The sequence below is a fragment of the Salinimonas chungwhensis DSM 16280 genome (genome assembly GCF_000378185.1).
GTDB lineage: Bacteria > Pseudomonadota > Gammaproteobacteria > Enterobacterales > Alteromonadaceae > Alteromonas > Alteromonas chungwhensis.
In genome coordinates, this window is the sequence record NZ_KB899378.1 from 138366 (window position 1) to 158136 (window position 19771).

General features: G+C 49.4%; 15 protein-coding genes. 3 read left to right on the forward strand and 12 right to left on the reverse strand.

The annotated features are described in order from the left end of the window. Nucleotides 1–2052 (forward strand): choline BCCT transporter BetT, encoded by a 2052-nt coding sequence (betT, locus tag F458_RS0107490; RefSeq protein WP_018982783.1) that lies wholly within the window; start codon nt 1–3, stop codon nt 2050–2052. Nucleotides 2053–2159: 107 nt separating this feature from the next. Next, nucleotides 2160–2384, forward strand: coding sequence for a hypervirulence associated TUDOR domain-containing protein (locus F458_RS0107495; RefSeq protein WP_018982784.1), 225 nt, complete (start codon nt 2160–2162; stop codon nt 2382–2384). 26 nt (nt 2385–2410) lie between these two features. Here the strand turns inward: F458_RS0107495 and lysC are convergent, their stop codons facing one another. The 4 genes from lysC to F458_RS19225 form a co-directional block, all read right to left on the reverse strand. Then, on the reverse strand, nt 2411–3760 hold the full coding sequence (lysC, locus tag F458_RS0107500) for a lysine-sensitive aspartokinase 3 (protein ID WP_026294562.1): 1350 nt from the start codon (nt 3758–3760) through the stop codon (nt 2411–2413). Between the two features lie 12 nt (nt 3761–3772). After that, nucleotides 3773–4237 (reverse strand): DUF192 domain-containing protein, encoded by a 465-nt coding sequence (locus tag F458_RS0107505; RefSeq protein ID WP_040610188.1) that lies wholly within the window; start codon nt 4235–4237, stop codon nt 3773–3775. 125 nt (nt 4238–4362) lie between these two features. Next, nucleotides 4363–6975 carry a bifunctional aconitate hydratase 2/2-methylisocitrate dehydratase gene (acnB, locus tag F458_RS0107510; protein ID WP_018982787.1) on the reverse strand — a complete coding sequence of 871 codons (2613 nt, stop codon included), beginning with the start codon at nt 6973–6975 and terminating at the stop codon, nt 4363–4365. A 174-nt stretch (nt 6976–7149) separates the two neighbouring features. Next, complete coding sequence (locus tag F458_RS19225; RefSeq protein ID WP_018982788.1) at nt 7150–8235, reverse strand: PQQ-dependent sugar dehydrogenase; 1086 nt, start codon at nt 8233–8235, stop codon at nt 7150–7152. 133 nt (nt 8236–8368) lie between these two features. Between F458_RS19225 and F458_RS0107520 the strand changes: the two genes are divergently transcribed. Beyond that, entirely contained in the window at nt 8369–8833 is a 465-nt protein-coding gene (locus F458_RS0107520; protein ID WP_018982789.1) for a hypothetical protein, read from the forward strand. Nucleotides 8834–8874: 41 nt separating this feature from the next. Here the strand turns inward: F458_RS0107520 and F458_RS0107525 are convergent, their stop codons facing one another. The 8 genes from F458_RS0107525 to F458_RS0107560 all read right to left on the reverse strand — a co-directional run bounded on the left by F458_RS0107525 (nt 8875) and on the right by F458_RS0107560 (nt 19733). Next, nucleotides 8875–10188 (reverse strand): tetratricopeptide repeat protein, encoded by a 1314-nt coding sequence (locus F458_RS0107525; protein WP_018982790.1) that lies wholly within the window; start codon nt 10186–10188, stop codon nt 8875–8877. Nucleotides 10189–10194: 6 nt separating this feature from the next. Further along, nucleotides 10195–10803, reverse strand: coding sequence for an energy transducer TonB (locus F458_RS0107530; RefSeq protein ID WP_018982791.1), 609 nt, complete (start codon nt 10801–10803; stop codon nt 10195–10197). A gap of 3 nt (nt 10804–10806) precedes the next feature. Continuing rightward, nucleotides 10807–11214, reverse strand: a complete 408-nt coding sequence (locus F458_RS0107535) for an ExbD/TolR family protein (protein ID WP_018982792.1) — start codon at nt 11212–11214, stop codon at nt 10807–10809. Between the two features lie 24 nt (nt 11215–11238). Further along, on the reverse strand, nt 11239–11766 hold the full coding sequence (locus tag F458_RS0107540; RefSeq protein WP_018982793.1) for a MotA/TolQ/ExbB proton channel family protein: 528 nt from the start codon (nt 11764–11766) through the stop codon (nt 11239–11241). 2 nt (nt 11767–11768) lie between these two features. Further along, nucleotides 11769–13133, reverse strand: coding sequence for a MotA/TolQ/ExbB proton channel family protein (locus F458_RS0107545; RefSeq protein WP_018982794.1), 1365 nt, complete (start codon nt 13131–13133; stop codon nt 11769–11771). Between the two features lie 13 nt (nt 13134–13146). Next, on the reverse strand, nt 13147–13905 hold the full coding sequence (locus F458_RS0107550; protein ID WP_018982795.1) for a DUF3450 domain-containing protein: 759 nt from the start codon (nt 13903–13905) through the stop codon (nt 13147–13149). A gap of 171 nt (nt 13906–14076) precedes the next feature. Continuing rightward, nucleotides 14077–16767 (reverse strand): TonB-dependent receptor domain-containing protein, encoded by a 2691-nt coding sequence (locus F458_RS0107555; protein ID WP_018982796.1) that lies wholly within the window; start codon nt 16765–16767, stop codon nt 14077–14079. Between the two features lie 170 nt (nt 16768–16937). Next, nucleotides 16938–19733, reverse strand: a complete 2796-nt coding sequence (locus F458_RS0107560) for an aldehyde dehydrogenase family protein (RefSeq protein WP_018982797.1) — start codon at nt 19731–19733, stop codon at nt 16938–16940. Nucleotides 19734–19771: the final 38 nt, after the last annotated feature.

Genomic DNA, 19771 nt, shown 5'->3' on the forward strand with positions numbered 1-19771 from the left:
ATGTCGCAGGGTAATAATAAAGATAATGACGCGGAGTCTGAAGATAAGGTCCGCGTCAATAAAATTCCCTTCTTCGGTTCAGTCATCGGCATTATCGCATTTGCTTTGTGGGCCATTGCGTCTACGGATTCAGCAAGTGCAATAATTGGTAAAGCACTGACCTGGATTTCATCAACCTTTGGCTGGTTTTATTTTCTGGCAATATTTGTATATTTGGTTTTTGTTATTCTCATCGCTGTGTCTCCCTGGGGTAAAATCCGCCTTGGCCAGGAGCACACCCGCCCCGAGTTTAATGTAATAACATGGGCAGCCATGCTATTCGCAGCTGGCATCGGTATCGATCTTATCTTTTTCTGTATTGTTGAACCTGTTACCCAGTTCATGACGCCGCCTGTGGATGTCGGCGCGGACGGTGATGCTGCTCGTAATGCGATTCAGCTTACCCTGTTTCACTGGGGCCTCTCCGGTTGGGGTGTTTACACATTAGTCGGTATGTCATTGGCTTTTTTCAGTTATCGCCATGGTCTGCCACTGTCAATTCGGTCCTCTTTGTACCCTATTTTCGGCAAACGGATTTACGGTGGTATCGGTCACACTGTAGATATTGCTGCTGTGCTGGGGACAGTTTTTGGTATAGCCACCAGCCTTGGGATTGGGCTAATACAGCTAAATTATGGGCTTAATCATGTGTTCGGTATACCTGAAGGGCTGACCACACAAGTTGTGTTGGCGTTGGTGGTCATCATATTTGCTGCAATTTCGGCAGTCACGGGTGTAGAAAAAGGCATCCGACGGCTGTCTGAATTTAATATGCTGATGGCACTACTACTGATGCTGTTTGTATTGTTTGTGGGTGACACGCGGTTTTTACTTAACGCACTGGTACTTAACATTGGTGATTATGTTACCAGCTTTGTCGGCATGTCCTTTAATACTTACGCCTTTGACCAGCCTACCGAATGGCTCAACGCCTGGACCCTGTTCTTCTGGGCCTGGTGGATTGCCTGGGGTCCGTTTGTGGGAATGTTCCTTGCCCGTATCTCCCGTGGCCGTACCATCGCCGAATTTGTTGCAGGAACACTCTTGCTGCCACTATCGTTCATGATTGTCTGGATGTCGGTCATGGGCAACAGTGCCATCGACATGGTGATGTCCGGAGCACAGGAATTTGGTCAACAGGCCATTGATAGTCCCGGGTCAGCCATTTATATGTTCCTTGAGCGCATTCCGTGGGCCGGCCTGACTACGGTACTGGTCAGCATACTGGCGTTTGTATTTTTTATTACCTCTGGAGATTCCGGTTCGCTGGTATTGTCCAACCTAACTTCGGTACTAAAAGACCCTTACTCTGACGCACCTGCCTGGATGCGGATTATGTGGGCTGCCATTATTGGTTTGTTGACTATCGCGCTGTTACTGGCAGATGGACTGACCGCCCTTCAAAGTGCGGTGGTAGTTACTGGCCTGCCCTTTGCAATAGTCTTATGTCTTATGATGGTGGGGCTGTTTAAGGCATTGCGGGTAGAAGGGCTCAAACAGCAAACCGCCGATGCTACCCTGCCCAACGTGAGTCGTGCCGGGGAGTCGGGTCAAAACTGGACGCAACGGTTACAGCGTTTCATCAGCTTCCCGAATCAGCAGCAGTGCCGGGAGTTTCTTGAAGACGTAGCAAAACCGGCGATGGAAGAGGTGAAGAAAGCGCTCCAGGAGCGGGATTTGGATGTCAACATTATTCATTCGCAAGAAAAGGATAACGAGTCTGTCTCATTACGGGTAGATTTGCACAGTGCACAGGACTTCTATTATGAGTTACGTCCAAGCCAGTATTCTATGCCGTCATTCGCCACTCGTTCAGCCAAAAGCGGGTCGACCTACTACAGAGTAGAACCCTTACTTGCGGAAGGCGGACAGGGATATGATCTGATGGGCTACAATAAAGGTCAGGTCATTGAAGACATGCTGAACCAGTTCGAGCGGCACATGCACTTTTTGCACGCACAGCGGGTTCAGCCCGGCGCTGACACAAATTTGTTTAAGCCAGGCAATAAGTAGTCAGTTAAGCGTGTCATGTTAAGCAGATAAAGGCCTATGCCTTTATCTGCTTTTTATTATTTATCATTTCGGCTGTGGGACAAATCGCCATAACAGGAGCGCAATGCATGAGTAAAGCATATCAAACTAACAGCAAGGTTGAATGGCAGTGGGGGAATGGCAAAGGCCAGGGGAAAGTGCGTGAAGTCTTCTGGGAGGACGTGACCCGCACCTTGCAGGGCGAAGAAGTCACCCGTAAACCGGATAACGATAACCCTGCTTATCTGATTGAGCAGGATGATGGCGATAAAGTGCTAAAGCTGCACAGTGAACTATCTAAAGCCAGAGACTAAAAATCAGGGCTCTGTGGCCCTGCTTTTTATTCAAACAATGACTTATGAAGCCCCTGCACAATTTCCGTGCTGTCGCTTTCGTTTACCAAAAATGACATATTATGCGGGTTCGCCCCAAAACAAATCATTCTAAGATTGTAGTCCGCTACCGCAGCGAAAATCTTGCTTGAGACTCCTTTGGCACTTTGCATATGATTGCCCACCACGGTCACCAGATCAAAGCCACTTTCTACTTTTACATCACAGATTGTTTCCAGCTCGGCAATAGTTTCTTTATTTAAACGCTGGGCGACTGAATTTGCCGGGTTATCTAAGGTAAAAGATACTGAAATTTCTGATGTGGTTACCAGGTCAACACTAAGCCGGTGTTTAGCAATAATTCCAAAGACCTGTTGCAAAAAGCCCTGCGCATACATCATTTGCGGCGTCTTAACAGTAACCATGACCTGTTCTTTGCGCCGGGTGATGGCACGATAAGACGGTTCATGCTCACAGTTACGCATGATCCAGGTGCCCCCTTTTTCCGGTTCTTTGCTGGAGCCCACAAACACTTTGATATCTTGCCTTAAAGCAGGTTCCATTGTAGCCGGATGCAACACTTTAGCCCCGAACGTTGCCATTTCTGCTGCCTCTTCGAAGCTCAGCTCGGGCAGTGGGTGGGCATTTGGCGCTATCCGCGGATCAGTCGTGTACACGCCAGTGACGTCAGTCCAGATTTCACAGACCTGCGCGCGTAGTGCTTCGGCCAGCAGTGCTGCTGTAAAGTCGGATCCACCGCGGCCCAGGGTAGTCGTTCGTCCTTGCTCATCAGCACCGACGAAGCCCTGGGTGATGACCATAGAATGCTCAATTTCCGGCCGCAATAGTGAACCGGCTAACTCTTCAATTTTTTCAATCTGAGGCGTTGCCTCTCCAAATTCACTGTCTGTGCGCAAAACTTTGCGAACATCAAAGTTAATCACATGCTCATGCTGCTCGCCAACCACAGCGCTAAATAGCAATGATGACATCCGTTCGCCCATGGATAGTAACTGATCTTTTAAATCATCACGGTGGACAACTTCCTCATGCAGTGCAAGGTCGCGCATTTCTGCCAGTAAATCATCCAATTTTGCCTTTACCGTTTCCGGATGCGTTAACTGGGTAAGTATCGCGTTTTCAATATCCTCAACCGCCTGACAGACTTCCAGCGTCTGCTGCTGTGTCATTGGTGTATGGGCCAGGCTCACAAGGTGATTAGTAACGCCAGCAGATGCGCTGACCACGACGATGCGTGTGGCCTCATTGGCCAGTACAATCCGGGCACACTTTTGCATGGCCTCGTAAGTAGCCACACTGGTACCGCCAAATTTTGCGATAGTTAATGCTTGAGTCACGCTTGTCTCCATTTAGTCCTGGTTATCAGTTTCTGGGGTAATCGTAATTTTGTCGCCTACTGCAATATCATGAGCGGCAAACCACCCCTGATTCATTTCCAACGCATAGGTAATGACTTTTGATGCCCCTTTAGACGTTAAATCATGGGGCTTAAGGGCCTTGATATCTGTAATAACTCCGTTTTTGTCAATAAACGCCACATCCAGCGGAATATAGGTATTTTTCATCCACATGCTGGCCTGTTTGGGCGGTGAAAACCGGAACAGCATGCCGCAATCTTCGCAGAGCGTACGCCGGTACATGAGTCCTGTTGCTCGTTGACGGAAAGTTTGTGCATATTCTAACTGATAGGCCTGCCCTGCTATACGCACGGTAACGTTGTCAAAATCGACATCCGGCGTATCTGCAGCGTTCACGCAGCCGGCCAACAGTAACCAAATCGCCGTTAACAGCGGCAGTGATAAGGACTTTTTCATATATTGCTCTGTAGGAGGATTCATCGGTTTAGACTATCTGCAGTCTACCTGTGCCGTGTTTGATTATCTACCAGGCAAAAAAAAACCGGGCTGATCAGCCCGGCTTTTCGTCTTATAATAAACTATCAGGCAATATTCAGCGCAGGAATAATGTTCGCTTTTGCATCGTCTTCTGCCTTTTTGAAGCTTTCCATCTTGTCAAAGTTCAGATAGCGATACACATCAGCAGCCATTGAGTCTATCTTGCCGGCATATTCCATGTACTCTTCGGCCGTTGGAATACGCCCCACGATAGCCCCTACTGCAGCCAGTTCAGCAGACGTCAGGTAAACATTAGCACCATCGCCTAAGCGATTGGGGAAATTACGGGTAGACGTCGACAAAACGGTTGCTCCAGCATCAACCCGTGCCTGGTTACCCATACACAAGGAACAGCCTGGCATTTCAGTACGTACACCTACGCGACCATAGATGTTGTAGTAGCCTTCTTCCATGAGCTGCGCTTTATCCATCTTCGTTGGTGGAGAGATCCACAGACGAGTAGGCAGGGTCTTACCGTAGTTGTCCAGTAATTTACCAGCGGCACGGAAATGACCGATATTCGTCATACAAGAGCCGATGAAAACCTCATCTACATGGTCGCCAGCGACGTCTGATAGCGTTTTGGCATCGTCCGGATCATTCGGGCAACAAACAATCGGCTCTTTGATCTCATCCAGGTCAATTTCTATCACAGATGAGTACTCGGCGTCTTTATCGGCACGCATAAGCTCTGGGTTGGCCAGCCACTCTTCCATTTTCTGAGCACGACGTTCAAGCGTACGCGGATCGCCGTAGCCTTCGTTTATCATCCAGCGCAGCATAGTGATGTTTGAACGCAGATATTCTGAAATGGACTCTTCAGACAGATTGATAGTACAACCTGCAGCAGAGCGCTCAGCAGATGCATCAGACAACTCAAACGCTTGTTCTACCGTTAAATCTTCCAACCCTTCAATTTCAAGGATTCGACCCGAGAACTGGTTAATTTTGCCTTTTTTCTCAACGGTCAACAGGCCTTGCTTGATACCATATAACGGGATCGCGTGGACCAGGTCGCGCAAAGTGATACCAGGCTGACGCTTTCCTTTAAAGCGGACCAGAATAGATTCAGGCATATCCAGCGGCATTACACCGGTTGCTGCTGCGAACGCGACCAGACCAGATCCTGCAGGGAATGAAATACCTAAAGGGAAACGGGTGTGTGAGTCACCCCCTGTTCCTACCGTGTCAGGTAGCAACATACGGTTGAGCCAGCTGTGAATAATGCCGTCGCCAGGACGCAGGGAAACCCCCCCACGGTTCATAATAAAGTCAGGCAACGTGTGCTGAGTTTCAATATCGACCGGCTTTGGATAAGCTGCAGTGTGACAGAAAGACTGCATGGTAAGATCGGCAGTAAAACCCAGGCAGGCTAAATCTTTCAGCTCATCACGGGTCATCGGACCAGTGGTGTCCTGCGAGCCCACAGTGGTCATTTTAGGCTCACAGTAGGTGCCTGGACGAATACCTTCTACGCCACACGCTTTACCAACCATTTTTTGTGCCAGTGAGAAGCCTTTGCCACTGTCGACAGGCTGCTCAGGTGTACGGAACAGATCCGTAGGACCAAGGCCCAGCGCTTCACGGGCTTTATCTGTAAGGCCACGGCCAATAATAAGATTAATCCGGCCACCAGCACGTACTTCATCCAGAATGACCTTGGATTTGTACTTATATTCAGCCAGGACTTCACCTGTTTCGTGATTGGTGATTTTACCTTCGTACGGGTGGATATCGATGATATCGCCCATATTCATTTTTTCTACATCGGCTTCAAATACCAGGGCGCCGGCATCTTCCATTGTGTTGAAGAAAATAGGGGCGACCTTGCTACCTATACACACACCGCCGCCACGCTTGTTGGGAACGCCGGGCAAATCTTCGCCGAAAAACCACAACACAGAGTTAGTGGCTGACTTACGTGATGATCCCGTGCCGACAACATCACCCACGAAAGCAACCGGGTAGCCCTGGTTTTTCACCTCGTCAATTTGTTTCATTGGGCCGGTAACACCATGCTCTTCAGGCTCCAGACCATCACGAGTCATCTTGTAGGCTGCCAGAGCGTGCAGCGGAATATCAGGACGCGACCAGGCATCAGGTGCAGGCGACAAGTCATCGGTATTGGTTTCACCGGTTACCTTGAAGACAGAGTAAGTCATTTTGTCGTCCATTTTTGGACGAGAAGTAAACCATTCCGCATTTGCCCAGGACTCAATAACCTCGGTGGCGAACTTATTGCCAGCTTTATGCTTCTCTTCTACATCGTGAAATGCATCAAACATCAGCAGTGTGTGTTTAAGTTCTTTAACTGCCAGCGGAGCAAGCTTATCATCGTCCAGCAGTTCAATCAGGGTAACAATGTTGTAACCGCCCTGCATATTACCCAATAGCTCAACGGATTTTTCCCGACCAATCAGCGGGCAGGTTTCTTCGCCTTTTGCGATAGCGCTTAAAAAACCGGCTTTAACATAGGCGGCTTCATCAACACCCGGAGGAACGCGCTCTGAAATAAGCGTCAGCAAGAACTCTTCCTCGCCGGCCGGTGGATTTTTTAGTAACTCAATCAGGCTGGCGACCTGTTCGGCATTCAGTGCTTTGGGAGGGATACCTTGTTCAGCACGTTCTTCTACGTGTTTACGATACTCTTCTAACACGATTTCTTCCTCATGGTTAATCCTGCCTTTTCTCATTAACGGTCTTGGCGGGCAGGACGTGACTTATTAAACGCCGCGATTATAGCGGTTTACTGTGCTTTTTTGAATGACTCAGGGCTTTCAATCTTTTATGGCCGGTATTCAGCCAGCCTATGCGAGCAATAATTAGTATAATTAAGGACTATCAGAAGAAGAGGGTACGACGCTAAGGACTGTAGCCTTAGCACCATCGGTTAACAGCATAATGGCCCCGTCACTGCTGACATTCACATCGCGCAGCCGCTGGGATATCCGGGTAAAAACTGGTGTAACCTGAGGGGGAGCCTTACTTATATCAGCGCTAAGCAATGTTTTTTCTTTTAACGTTGTAATAAGAAGTTGCCCGGTTAACTGCGTAAACCGCGAGGCGGTGTAGTGAATCATACCTGAAGGTGCCACTGAAGGTGTCCAGTTATGTAGTGGTGGTGTCATTCCCGGATACTCACGAAACGGACTGATGCGGGCGCCTGAATAATCATCTCCCAGGGTGACCACCGGCCAGCCATAATTGTAGCCGGCTTTAATTACGTTTATCTCGTCACCGCCAGCCGGTCCATGCTCATGGGCAATGACCTTACCATTTACTGTTACCAGCCCCTGAGTATTGCGGTGACCCAGCGAATAAATGAACGGTGCGTTAGAAAATGGTGGCGCCTGTACTGCACTCCCATCCTCGCGAAAATGCAAAATTTTGCCCAACTGACTGGTCAGCTTCTGGGCCTGTTCACGATAGTCGAAGCCATCGCCGGTGCTAACCAGCCACGTTCCATCGTCAAGCACAGCCAGCCGGCCACCAAAATGCACAGGGGTATCTTTTGTGGGTGTTACTGCCAGTATTTGCGTAATGTCGCTAAGCTGACCATTTGACAACTTTGCGCTGGCAATAACCAGCTGATTGTTATCAGCTGTTCCCCTGGTATAGGTGAGCATTACTTTATTTGACAGCGCAAAGTCCTGAGTCAGTGCGATATCCAGAAAACCGCCCTGTCCCTCACTATACAAGTCCGGGAGCGCAACCTGCTGTCTGATTGCTTTTTTATCGTCTTGCAACCAAACCAGTGCGCCGTGTTTCTCGGTGACAACGAAGCTATCATCGGGCAATGCGACGAGCGCCCAGGGCTGCCTGAGACTGATCTCATAAGGCTGCTCAACGCGATATTGTTGCACGTCAGCAGCAACGCTCGCACTAAGCAGAAATAAAAATATGTACCAGCCTCTCATAAGTATTTCCTGATAGTCTTTTTGCCATTGTTGATTAAGTTACAGCGACTTAACGTTCTAAACAACTGTTGGATTATTCAGCTGATAGGTTTTACACTGCCTCTACCACCGTATTTTCAATCTGCTTATCTCTATGCAATTACACAGCGCCCTGCCATTTTTCAAAGCCTATGGGCTTTCCTGGCTGGTAACCTATTTGCTGGCAAGCTTTTTTCATACCCAGCGTGTTTTACATGCACTGACCGATGTGGATGTGGCGATAGGCCTACAGTCCCGCTTAACTATGACTGTTGACGACATTATCGGACTACTGCCTAAATATGGCAGTGGTATTGCTCTGGCTATGTTAATCAGCTTGTTGGTCGCTGTCATTATCACCCGGCGTTTTCGCCACACCGCGGTAATTAGTGCCCTGGCCGGAGCGACCGGTATGCTAGTGATGTTATTGGCAATGCAACCGATTATGAACGTTACCCTAATAGCCGGGGCCAGGGAGCCGGTGGGAGTGGCACTGCAATGTCTGGCTGGCGCTGTCGGCGGATGGCTATTTGCTGGTTTGCTGGTTTACTTTCAGACTGAAAAAACCCAGCACGCGTAGCACAAAAAACGCCGCATTATGCGGCGTTTTTTGTGCGTACTTTAAGAGGAAAGTTCTATTTCCCGACGTTCCTGGCTACTTTTTTCTGCTTCAACAAACTTCTTCCATTGCTGGGCGATTCCGCGGCTTTTAGGATGCTTCTCCGCTTCAGCTAACTGATCGAGTGCTCTGGCGTACTGCCCGGTATTATACAGGGCCATTCCTTTTACCAGATGGGGAGTGCCCTCGTTACGAAGCTGGCCTTTTTCCAGTGCACGCTCTGCCGCTGCAATGGCTTTGTCCCATTTCTCGGTATTTAGGTAAATTTGTGCCAGCTGAGAATCCAGTTCGCCGTCTTCTGACAATGCGGCTGCTTCGGTCAATGCCGGAATGGCTTTGTCATTTTCCTTGGCCAGTTGCCAGGTCTGACCCAAAAAGCGCCAGTTCCGCAGGTTTTTCTCCAGCGTGCCATCGGCCAGCGCCTGCTCCATAAGCTTAGCCCCTTTAAACGGTGCCCTGTGATAATAATACAACTGTGCCAGGTTAAAAATATCCGCCGCACTTTGCACATAGCCCTGCTGGTAGGCAGTCTCCATTATAGCGAGCTGTTTGCGCTCCTCGCCCAACTCACCATACATTCCGGCTAGCTGGATCCAGTATTTAGGCTCGTTATAGAGCTTAACCATCTTGACCAGAATATCTTTGACTTTCTCAGGGCGTTTAAGCTCGTAATAGACCGCCCGTTGCAATACCAGCCAGCCTTCATCAGGAATCATGCCCTGCGCTTCATGCTCCGCCACCGCCTGATCAATATACCCGGCCGCGCCTTCATACTGCTTGTTCTGATAAAGTGCCTGCGCTTTAAGCACTTTGTTTTTAGGCGGTATCTCACCGTTATTCAACGTTTCCCAGCGTTCCAGGTATTTTACTACATTTTCGTAATTGCCCTGCATCAGGTGCAACTGAGCCAACGAAAACAGTGTCGACATTTCGAACTTACGCGGAATTGGCTGTTGTTCGACCACACTGGCAAAGGCATCCAACGCTTTATCGTACTGCTCATCGTTGTAGTAGATAAATCCGTAGAAGTTATACATCATCGCCTGCTCATAACTGTTCATTGAGCTGGTTTTGCTTTTTACAACATCCAGGATGTCAATCGCTTCACCGACATTGCCTTCGTCGGCGGCTGTCTGCGCACGGGAGAGCTGATCATAGACTTTCGAGCGTAAGGTAGGCACCTTGCGCGTTTGCTTTTCACTGGCTTTCTGTTGCGCTGACGCATCTGAAGATACCAGCGCAGCCGGAATGGCTGCACCGTACACCGAGGCTACGACAGTCGCCACTAACAGGCGCTTTGATAGTAATTTCTGCATATCGAATTACCCGTCAATCTGGAATGTAATGCGGTTTTGCACGCCGGATACTGCGGTGGCTTCACCATTAACAACCCGTGGTTTATATTTGAATTTCATTGCTGCATCGATAGCAGCCTGTTCAAAAATACCCTCTGGGTTTGCTTCAACCACAATAGGATCCCGCACTGCTCCCTGCTTACTCACTGTAAACTCGACAATAACGAAGCCTTCAATACCCCGTTGCAGTGCACGGCGCGGATAGACTGGGGAGACCTTAACAATGGGTAAGTATTCACCATCACCAGAGTCCAGTGCCAGACCACCTTCAAGCCCACCGTCGGCACCCACCTCCGTACTAAAATCCATAGATGTGCCTTCTGCATCTGGCGAAGGCGAGTCCATCTGTTGTGGCTGCATTTGCGGCGGTGGCTGCTCCGGCTTGGGCGGCTTACGAGGTTTACGATCTTTTTGCTCTACCGTTTCCTCTTGCTTAACTCTGACAAAATCAAGCACGCTTCCCTTAGGCGGCTCTGTCATAGCGCTGCCTCCCATTTTGATCAGTGACTGCATCAAAAAGAACAGGCCCAGGGTAATCGCCAGAGAAACAAAAAATGCGATAATAAATCGTACCATGACTTATTGCTCTTGCGCTGCAATTGAAACGTCGTAAACACCTGCGGCCCGAGAAGCATCCATTACTTTAATCAGCGTTTCAGTCGTCGCCTTTTTATCGGCCTGAATGACCACGGTACCCTGCGGATTCTCTGCATGCAGACGCTCAATATTGGCCTGAATAGCGCGCTCATCAACACGGCGTTTGTTGATCCATATCTCACCGGTATCAGATATGGCAATCAAAACATTAGCCCGATCTTTTTTCACGGCGGTGGAAGCTTCAGGTCGATTAACATCAATACCCGCCTCCTTAACAAAAGACGCTGTTACAATGAAGAAGATAAGCATGATAAAGACCACGTCCAGCATGGGCGTCATATCAATTTGTGCTTCTTCTTCGTCCACCAGATTTTGAAAATGCTGCTTCATAATTTGCTACCTTAACTTAACGCCCTAACTGGCATTACGTTCAATAATGATTGCATCCTCAAGATGCGTGCGTTCAGACTTCGCTTTACGGTTTAACCAGGTCGAGGCAAATACGCCTGACAGGGCGCCGACCATCCCCGCCATGGTTGGGATTGTCGCTTTGGACACTCCCGAGGCCATTGATCGTGCGTTACCTGAACCTGAAATGGCCATCACGTCAAAGACTTCAATCATGCCCGTTACCGTCCCCAATAATCCCAGCAACGGGCAAAGTGCGACCAGTGACTGAATAATCGGGATACTGCCATTTAACTGAATGGACAGGGATGAAATTTTCTTCTGTCTGACCTGAGCGGCATACCATGAAGAGCGATCGGAACGGGCTTGCCAGTCTTTTATCGCCTGCTTCTTCTTACCTTTATGCCAAACCATGATGTACATCGCACGTTCAAGGATCAAAAGCCACATTACGAATATCAGCAGACCGATGACCAGGAGAACCTGGCCACCTGTTTCTGTGAAATCGCGGATTGCTTCGAGAAACTCAAACATGATTAGCTCCGCTCAGCGCGCTCTGCGATAACCCCTGCAGCCTGTTCCTGCAGAATGTATACGATATTTTTGCTACGGGTATTGAGTATGGCGTAGAGCAGTGTCATCGGAATCGCTACAACCAAACCTAATACTGTGGTAACCAGCGCTGTGGAAATACCACCGGCCATCAATTTCGGGTCGCCGGTACCAAACAGCGTGATAGCCTGGAACGTATTAATCATACCGGTTACCGTTCCCAGCAGACCCATCAGGGGAGCCACTACCGAGATAATCTTAATGATGGTCAGATTACGGCTAAGTTTGGGCACTTCACCAAGAATGGCCTCAGTTAGGTGCAGCTCCAGCGCTTCGGTATCAGCATTAGGGTATTTATCGCGCACACTCATGACCCGGCCAAGAGGGTTGGTGGTCTTGATTTTCTTGGATTTAAGCTGCTTATCAACCTTGGTTTTGGTGATAGTCAGTGCCACCAGGCGCCAGATAGCTAAAGCCAGTCCGAACGCACCTACGATCAATATGATATAGCCCACTACGCCGCCTTGCTCTACACGCTCTTTCAGGGTCGGTGCCTGCACCAACAAGCCCAGAATTGAGCCACCTGTTGGGTCGATACCAAATTCAACCAGTTCACCATCTGAATTCTGTAATGACTCAGCAGAATCCTGATAACGATCCGCGGGCTGACGTACCAGTTCGGCCACCGTGCCAGTTACGCCGTTGTAGTCTAAATACATCCCATCTGAAACCAGCGCAAAGGGGCCGACACGAAGCACTTCCTTGGTTACCTTCTCGCCACCAGCTTCCACCACGGAGGTTTCAAATGTCTCGACATCACCTGACTCAGTCATCTCACGCTGAATTTCAAACCAGACACGCTCAATTTCCTCAATCGACGCCAGTTTAGAGCTTTTACCCATTTCCTGGGCCATATTGTCCAGAAATTCCGAACGGCCGGGAATCTGCGCTGAGATAACAGAATTCTGAAACTTGCTCTTCGTATCTCCAGCCACTTGCTGCAGTACACCAAACAGTTCTTTCAATGACCCCATGCGATTGTCCAGCGCACCATTTAAATCGGCGAGCTTAAATTCATTTTCCTCAAAGCGCGTTTCAAGTTGCTCTGATTGCTGTAATAGCTGGTCTCGTTTGGCGCGGGCTTCCTCAAGAATCTGATCCTGCTCAGCGCGGCGCTCCATGAAGCGCTGTTCACGCTGTTCATTCTGCTGGCTCTGGGCAAACTGGCCTTCTTCCAGCTGTTTAAGCAGTGCATCCAAATCCAGGGCGCGGTCACTCTGGGCCATGGCACCGAAGCTCAGGCCAACGGCAGTCAGACCAACTACAAGTTTTTTCATTTGTTTAAACATGGTCATCTACCTCTTACTCTGTCATTGCCACTGGCAGCATCAGCATATCCGGCGCCAGTTGTTTCTTAGCCATTCTCAGGCCTTTGGTTACCTGGGTGCGATAGCTGCTATCCAGCTCTTCCCACTGACGGGTTTGCTTATTCCAAACGCCCTGCTTACTGGCATCCCGGGTCTGGTATATCAGCGCTGTGCGACCCAGACGTAAAAATTCAACATCGCGCTCTGCGCCATCTATTTCGAGAATGCCGTTGTACGCTTCCATTGTCCGGCCGTACTCCATCTCTACCTGATAGGCTTCCATAACCCGGCGGAACTTTTCCGAGGCGGCAACATCAGCCCGGTCCATCAGATTTTTCAGGTCTGTTACACGATTTGCACGTTCTTCAGCAAGAAACGGCACATCGAGCTCGATAAACTGCTCAAGCCCTTCAATCATGCGAATCATCAGCGGTGTAATCTGCCGCTCAATCACCGATACTTCGTCGATTGAATCATTCAGATCAGTCATTTCCTGCTTTTGGTTTTCGATTTGTTTGCGCAGCTGGGCGTTATAAACTTCCAGGCCCTCAATTTCCTTATTCAGCGTTTTGAACTGCTGCAGCTTGCTGTCGATCTGGTTGGTGATTTTATTGATCTGTTCCTGGGACTGTGCTGCCGATTCATTGATCTTTGCAGCCTCGTCCACCACGGGTTTCAAGACTTCATCATCTTGCGCCAACGCACTGGATGCCAGCATGGCACTTGCCAGTAGCAAGGAGTTGAAAAGCTTCATACACTCAAACCTTTTAATTTAGAAATCGGTACGCACCGACCAGAATAGAAACTGCGCGTAGGATAGGAGTTTTCTGTGACAGTTTTATTACATGCCTGCCATATATATAAGTGGATTTATATTCGTTTAGCGGATAAAAAAAGAGCCGCATTTAGCGGCTCAAAAAAGGATTTAGAAGGTGTAACTGTAGCTGAGTCCAAACTCAACACCGCGTTCTTCTCGTAACAAATCAAGACCTTCCTGGTCTATGCGTTTTTCCTGATCCAGCAGGTTTTTCACGCTAAATTTAATCTGTGAATTAAAGTCAGGATAATAGGAGTAGGTAAAGTCCACAGAATGGAATGTTTGTTCCTCTGCATCTTCATTACCCCGGGTACCCGGCACGATAATCCGCGGACCAAACGCATTGTAAACCAGTGTCGCTGAATGCTCACCGTTAGGAGAGTCATAGCCCATCTGCAGGTTGAGTACCCACTCAGAATGCCCTACCAGACGACGAACATTATTAGTCACGATATTTGATGCACTGGTGGCATCAAGCGCATCAAGTAACTGACGCTCGAACAAACTGGTGCGATCATCATCGGCGGCGCCAATGACTACTTCTGAGTCAGATACAGTCACGTTACCGGTGACAAAAAAGTCGACCAGACGCGAATCGACAAAGCTCAGGTCCTGCAGAAACTCAAACTCCACACCATAAAGTTCGCCAGTGTCACCATTGGCTGTCAGGAGGTTGGGCGCAGCGCCACCCACTGTACCAAGCTCAACCAGCTCAATGGGGTTTTCAATATCTTTGTAGAAGATAGCAGCGGACAGGTTATTACCCGCTTCGCGATACCACTCCCAGCGAAAATCCGCATTGCGCAGTTTAGAGCTTCTCAGCAGCGGCGATCCCCGCACCAAAAACTCAGTTAGCGGATCAATAAAGAAGGTGGTACTGATATCCCGTAAATCCGGTCGAATAGTGGATTCACTGATGTTAAACCTGAACTGCATCTCATCGTCCATGATGTAAGTCATAGCCAGAGAAGGGAAGAAATCATCTTCCTGAAATGCTAACTGCGCAATTTCCTCGCTATTTACGGAGAACGAGTTGGCATGTGCCTCAAAGGGTACTGAGATTTGACGAAAATCTTCATAGCGCACACCACCAGAGAACCGCCATTTATTATTAATAAAGGCATCTGCCATCAGATAGTACGCATCTATTTTAGTGCCGGCGGCATACTCGTCACCATCAGCCATATTGGACTGCAAGATTCCCGCTCCAGTGGCACTGTCATAAAATTCATCACTGGCCAGTTGTTCGGGTGAGAAAATGTCGTCTATCTGATCTCCAAACTGTGCATCATCAGCAATAGCACGGTGAGGAACCTGAATAGTAATATTTTCTGCTTTACGGGCTTTTTCAAAAAAGTCCGCGCCGGCTTTAATCTCAAGATCTACGCCATCGAACATTACTGGATAGCCAAGGTTCCAGCCCCAGGTCTCAGACGCATCACGCAAGTCCTGATACTGTCGATCGACATTGGTAGCCGAAACATCCTGCAGTTGCTGTGACAGAAATTCGCCATCTTCGAGGTTCTGCTGATAAGTCAGCGAGAGTCCGCCTGGCGCTTCACGGCCCGCGCGACTGCTACCGGCATACCAGTCAAAGTACATAAAATCCAGTTCCGGAAAATTATGGGTACCTTTAATCTGACTTGAGGTCATGCGGCGTTCTTCAAACAGCATATCCACACGCTCAAGTTCCCGCGTGCCGATAATAGTTTCGTTTACATCGATAAAGTCACGTACCCGGACGCGATCGTTCATGTCGTGCAAAATAACATTGGTAATTTCAAGGCGATGGTTACTGTTGTATTCATAACCCACGTTGAACATTCCGCTCCAGCTTACACTCTGCTCGGTTTCGATACCGTCGTAGGACTGACCAAAGCATTTTCCGTCAGACGTATCTCTGTCGGACAACGATGAACAGCCATTGGTCCCCAGGTTAGTTCCCTGTCGCTCACGCCCCACATCCCATTCATTTTCGTAAGAGATAGTAGACAGAAACCCGAATTCACCAATATCAGTAACAAACCGGTTTCCCAGGGTGGCGCCAATATCAAAATCAGGATCGACATCTTTAGCGTCCGGGCCGATATCCCAGAACATTGAACCGAGCATTTCTTTGCGTTGTTCAAGGGTAAGCGGATAGGAGCCAGAACCCTCGATACCGTCATCTGACTGCGCCTGCTCCAGATTGCTACTAATAATCGCCGGCAGCGCACGAGTACCGTCATCACGGCCGGTCCAGTCATCACCACCACCACCGTAGAAGAATCCTTCAGTGGAGTTATTGGTGTTGTAGTCAACGCCGCCTGATACCTTAAATACAAATTCTGAAGGTATAGATTTAGTCCGGATGTTAACGTTGCCGCCACCGAAATGAGCCGGCATATCCGGCGAGAACGATTTCTGAACGTTTAAGCTTTCAATGATATCCGAAGGAAATAAATCCAGTGGCACAACTGACCGTGTCGGATCGGGGCTGGGCACGCCCATCCCGTTCAGCTGGGTGCTGGAATAACGCTCACCCAGACCACGTACGTAAATAAATTTACCGTCTACCAGTGTTAGGCCGGTTACCCGGCGCAGTGCTGCAGCCGCATCACCGTCGCCGGTACGGGCGATCTGGTCAGCGCCTAGTATATCAGCCACAAACGCCTGATTCTGACGCTCCTGCAAAACCGCAGCAGCAGTACCTTTAAGGCGAGTTCCTGTGGCAACAACTTCCTCAATGACCTCCTGTTCGTCGGCCTGAGTCTGGCCTTCCTGAGCAAGTGCTGCCGCAGAGGTAAGTGTGCCCGCCATTAAGGCTATGCTAACCGCTGTGCATAGCTTCGATTTCGATGGCATCGAACGGCTTTTATAAATCATGCTAAAAAAACTCCGTTAGGGCTTTATCTGGAATAGAGTGCTTCTAATAGCTTAGGCGCCGAATCAGGCGCCTAAGCTTTATTACTAAGTGGCTACGCCAAGTCTTATTCCAGACCGACAGTTACCCAGCCTTCTGTCCAGTCGTCTTCAGCATCCATTGCGCCAATGAAGTCAGTAGCTTCAAAGTAGCTGCCTTCACCTGACAAATCCGCACCGCCATTCAGTAGCACAGAGCCTTCAGCAGGTTGATAGCCATTGTCTGCCAGACCCAGGCCGTCCTGGGCCAGAACAGTATTACCCTCTTGTCCTTCGAACCAGGCTTGGGTAAAGCCTTCACTGCCTTCGTCATCGCTAAAGTTATTACCTTCGGCACATGCAACCACTGAGTGGGTCATGCTCAGCTCACCGGCATCAGCATTAGCACGAGACTCATCACCATTAACACGCAGACAGTTGGCATAGCCATCTGGCCCGGTGATAACAAAGTTAGCCAGGGTTCCGGCTGTACCTGCCCGCAAACGCACGCCGTTGGCATCAGCAGCACCAATGATGGTCACGTTAGCCACTGTAGGATTCGTCAACGGGGTTGCTGCTGCGTCAAATTCACTGTTATCAGACTCAAACGCATTGTCGCCGTCGGCAGCATCCTGTTTGATAAGGACATACTGTGCGTTACCAGTCCAACCGAATGACCAGTCAAAAGAGTCATCACCGTTATCGGTCAGAACAACGTGTTTCACACTGACTGTGCCACCGAAAAACTCAATGCCATCGTCAAGGTTCTGGTGAACGTGGATATAGTCAACTTCAGTCCCTGAACCGACACCTGCAAAGCTGATTCCATTGAGCTCATCACCGTTGCCCAGTGTACGGCCTGCATGTTTAACTGCTACGTAGTTAAGCACACCGGAATTATCTTCTGGCATGTCCCCGCCGAACTGACCCGCATCACCTTCTGCAGAAACTCCACAGTTACTCAGCTCATCTTCGGTAGTTTCACCCACCTGGTCACCACATGAGTTAGCTGGTGCACGACCAAGCAGTACCAGACCGCCCCATTGGCCAATACCGGTTTCCTGGCCCGTAACATCCTGAACTGAGGTCATTACGATAGGCATTGAACGACTACCCAGTGCATGTAGCTGAGAGCCGCGACGTATAACCAGGAAGTCCTCTCCGGCCTGACCTATTAACGTCGTGCCTTTTTGAATATACATAGTGGCAGAGTTTTCATTATCACCACCTACTGCCGTACGGCCTGTCAGCACCCAATGGGCATCGTTGGTCAGTGTTACATCTGACGTAAAGGTCGTATCTTCAGCAATCTGATACACCGGCTTGTCAGTTATCGACGGGAAGTCCGCCGAAACATCTGTTGCCAGGTTCTGCTCAAGGGCATTATCAATATCTGTAGGGAAACCATCACCAACGCCGAACGTCCAGCCTTCCATCCAGTTATTTGTACCGTCAAATGCACCGACATACTGCGCTGCGTCAAAGCTGTCGTTAAGCGCAGAAGCATCGCCACCACTACTTAAAAGAACCGAGCCGGAAGCTGGCGTGTAGCCATCTTCACTCAAGCCAAGATCAGCAGGTGCTACAGTCTGGTTGCCATCCTGTCCTTCAAACCAGGCCTGTGTGAAACCCTCACTACCCTCGTCATCGCTGAAGTTATTGCCATCAGTACATGCAACCACTGAGTGGGTCATGCTCAGCTCACCGGCATCCGCATTGGCACGGGACTCATCACCGTTGACCCGCAGACAGTTTGCGTAGGATTCAGGGCCGGTAACAACCAGGTTGATGATATTACCGGCCGTGCCGGCACGCAGACGTACACCGTTGGCATCTTCTGCACCTACAATTGTAACGTTAGCAATCTGCGGCTTGGTTAGCGGTGTCGCTGCAGCATCAAATTCGCTGTTATCCGCTTCAATAGCATTGTCACCATCTTCGCTGCTTTGTTCGATATACACATACTGGGCAGCACCGGTCCAGCCAAATGACCAGTCTAAAGAGTCATCGCCAATTTCTGTTAATACAACGTGGCTCACATCCACGGTACCCCCAAAGAACTCAATACCGTCATCAAGATTCTGGTGAACCTGGATGTGGTCAACTGTGGTGCCTGAACCCACACCGGCAAAGCTGATACCGTTTAGCTCATCACCGTTGCCCAGGGTACGGCCCGCATGTTTAACCACAACATATTGCAGGGTACCTGAGTTGTCTTCTGGCATGTTGCCACCAAATTGACCCGCATCGCCTTCGGCAGAAACACCACAGTTATTCAGCTCGTCTTCGGTGGTTTCACCCACCTGGTCACCGCACGAGTTAGCCGGTGCACGGCCGAGTAATACTACCCCACCCCATTGACCGATGTCTGTTTCCTGGCCGGTAACATCCTGTACTGATGTCATAATGATAGGCGCTTCGGCTGTACCTGTTGCTTCAATTTGTGAGCCGCGACGCACCACCAGGAAGTCTTCCCCGGCCTGACCAAAAATGGTGGTTCCCGCTTCGATATACAAAGTCGCAGAATTTTCGTTGTCACCGCCAACGGCTGTTCGACCGCTTAATACCCAGTGCGCATCAGAAGTCAGAGTCGCATCTTCATTGAACTCAATATCTTCCTGAAGCTGATAAACCGGTTTGTCCGTGATGGCAGGAAAGTCAGCCGATACATCGGTTGCCAGTCCCTGAGTAAATGCAGACTCGGGGCCCGTCGGTGTCGGTGTGGGTGTTGGAGAAGGAGTTGGCGTTGGTGTCGGAGAAGGATTATTTATTGTGTCGCCTTCATTGGTTACGTCACCTTCACTTATATTAATATCGCCGCCACAGCCTGCTAATACCAGGGCACTGGCAATCGCAGATGCTTTGAATAGATGCTTGATAGCCATTCGTTTCTCCGTAAAGACTATGTATTTGTAAAAAGACA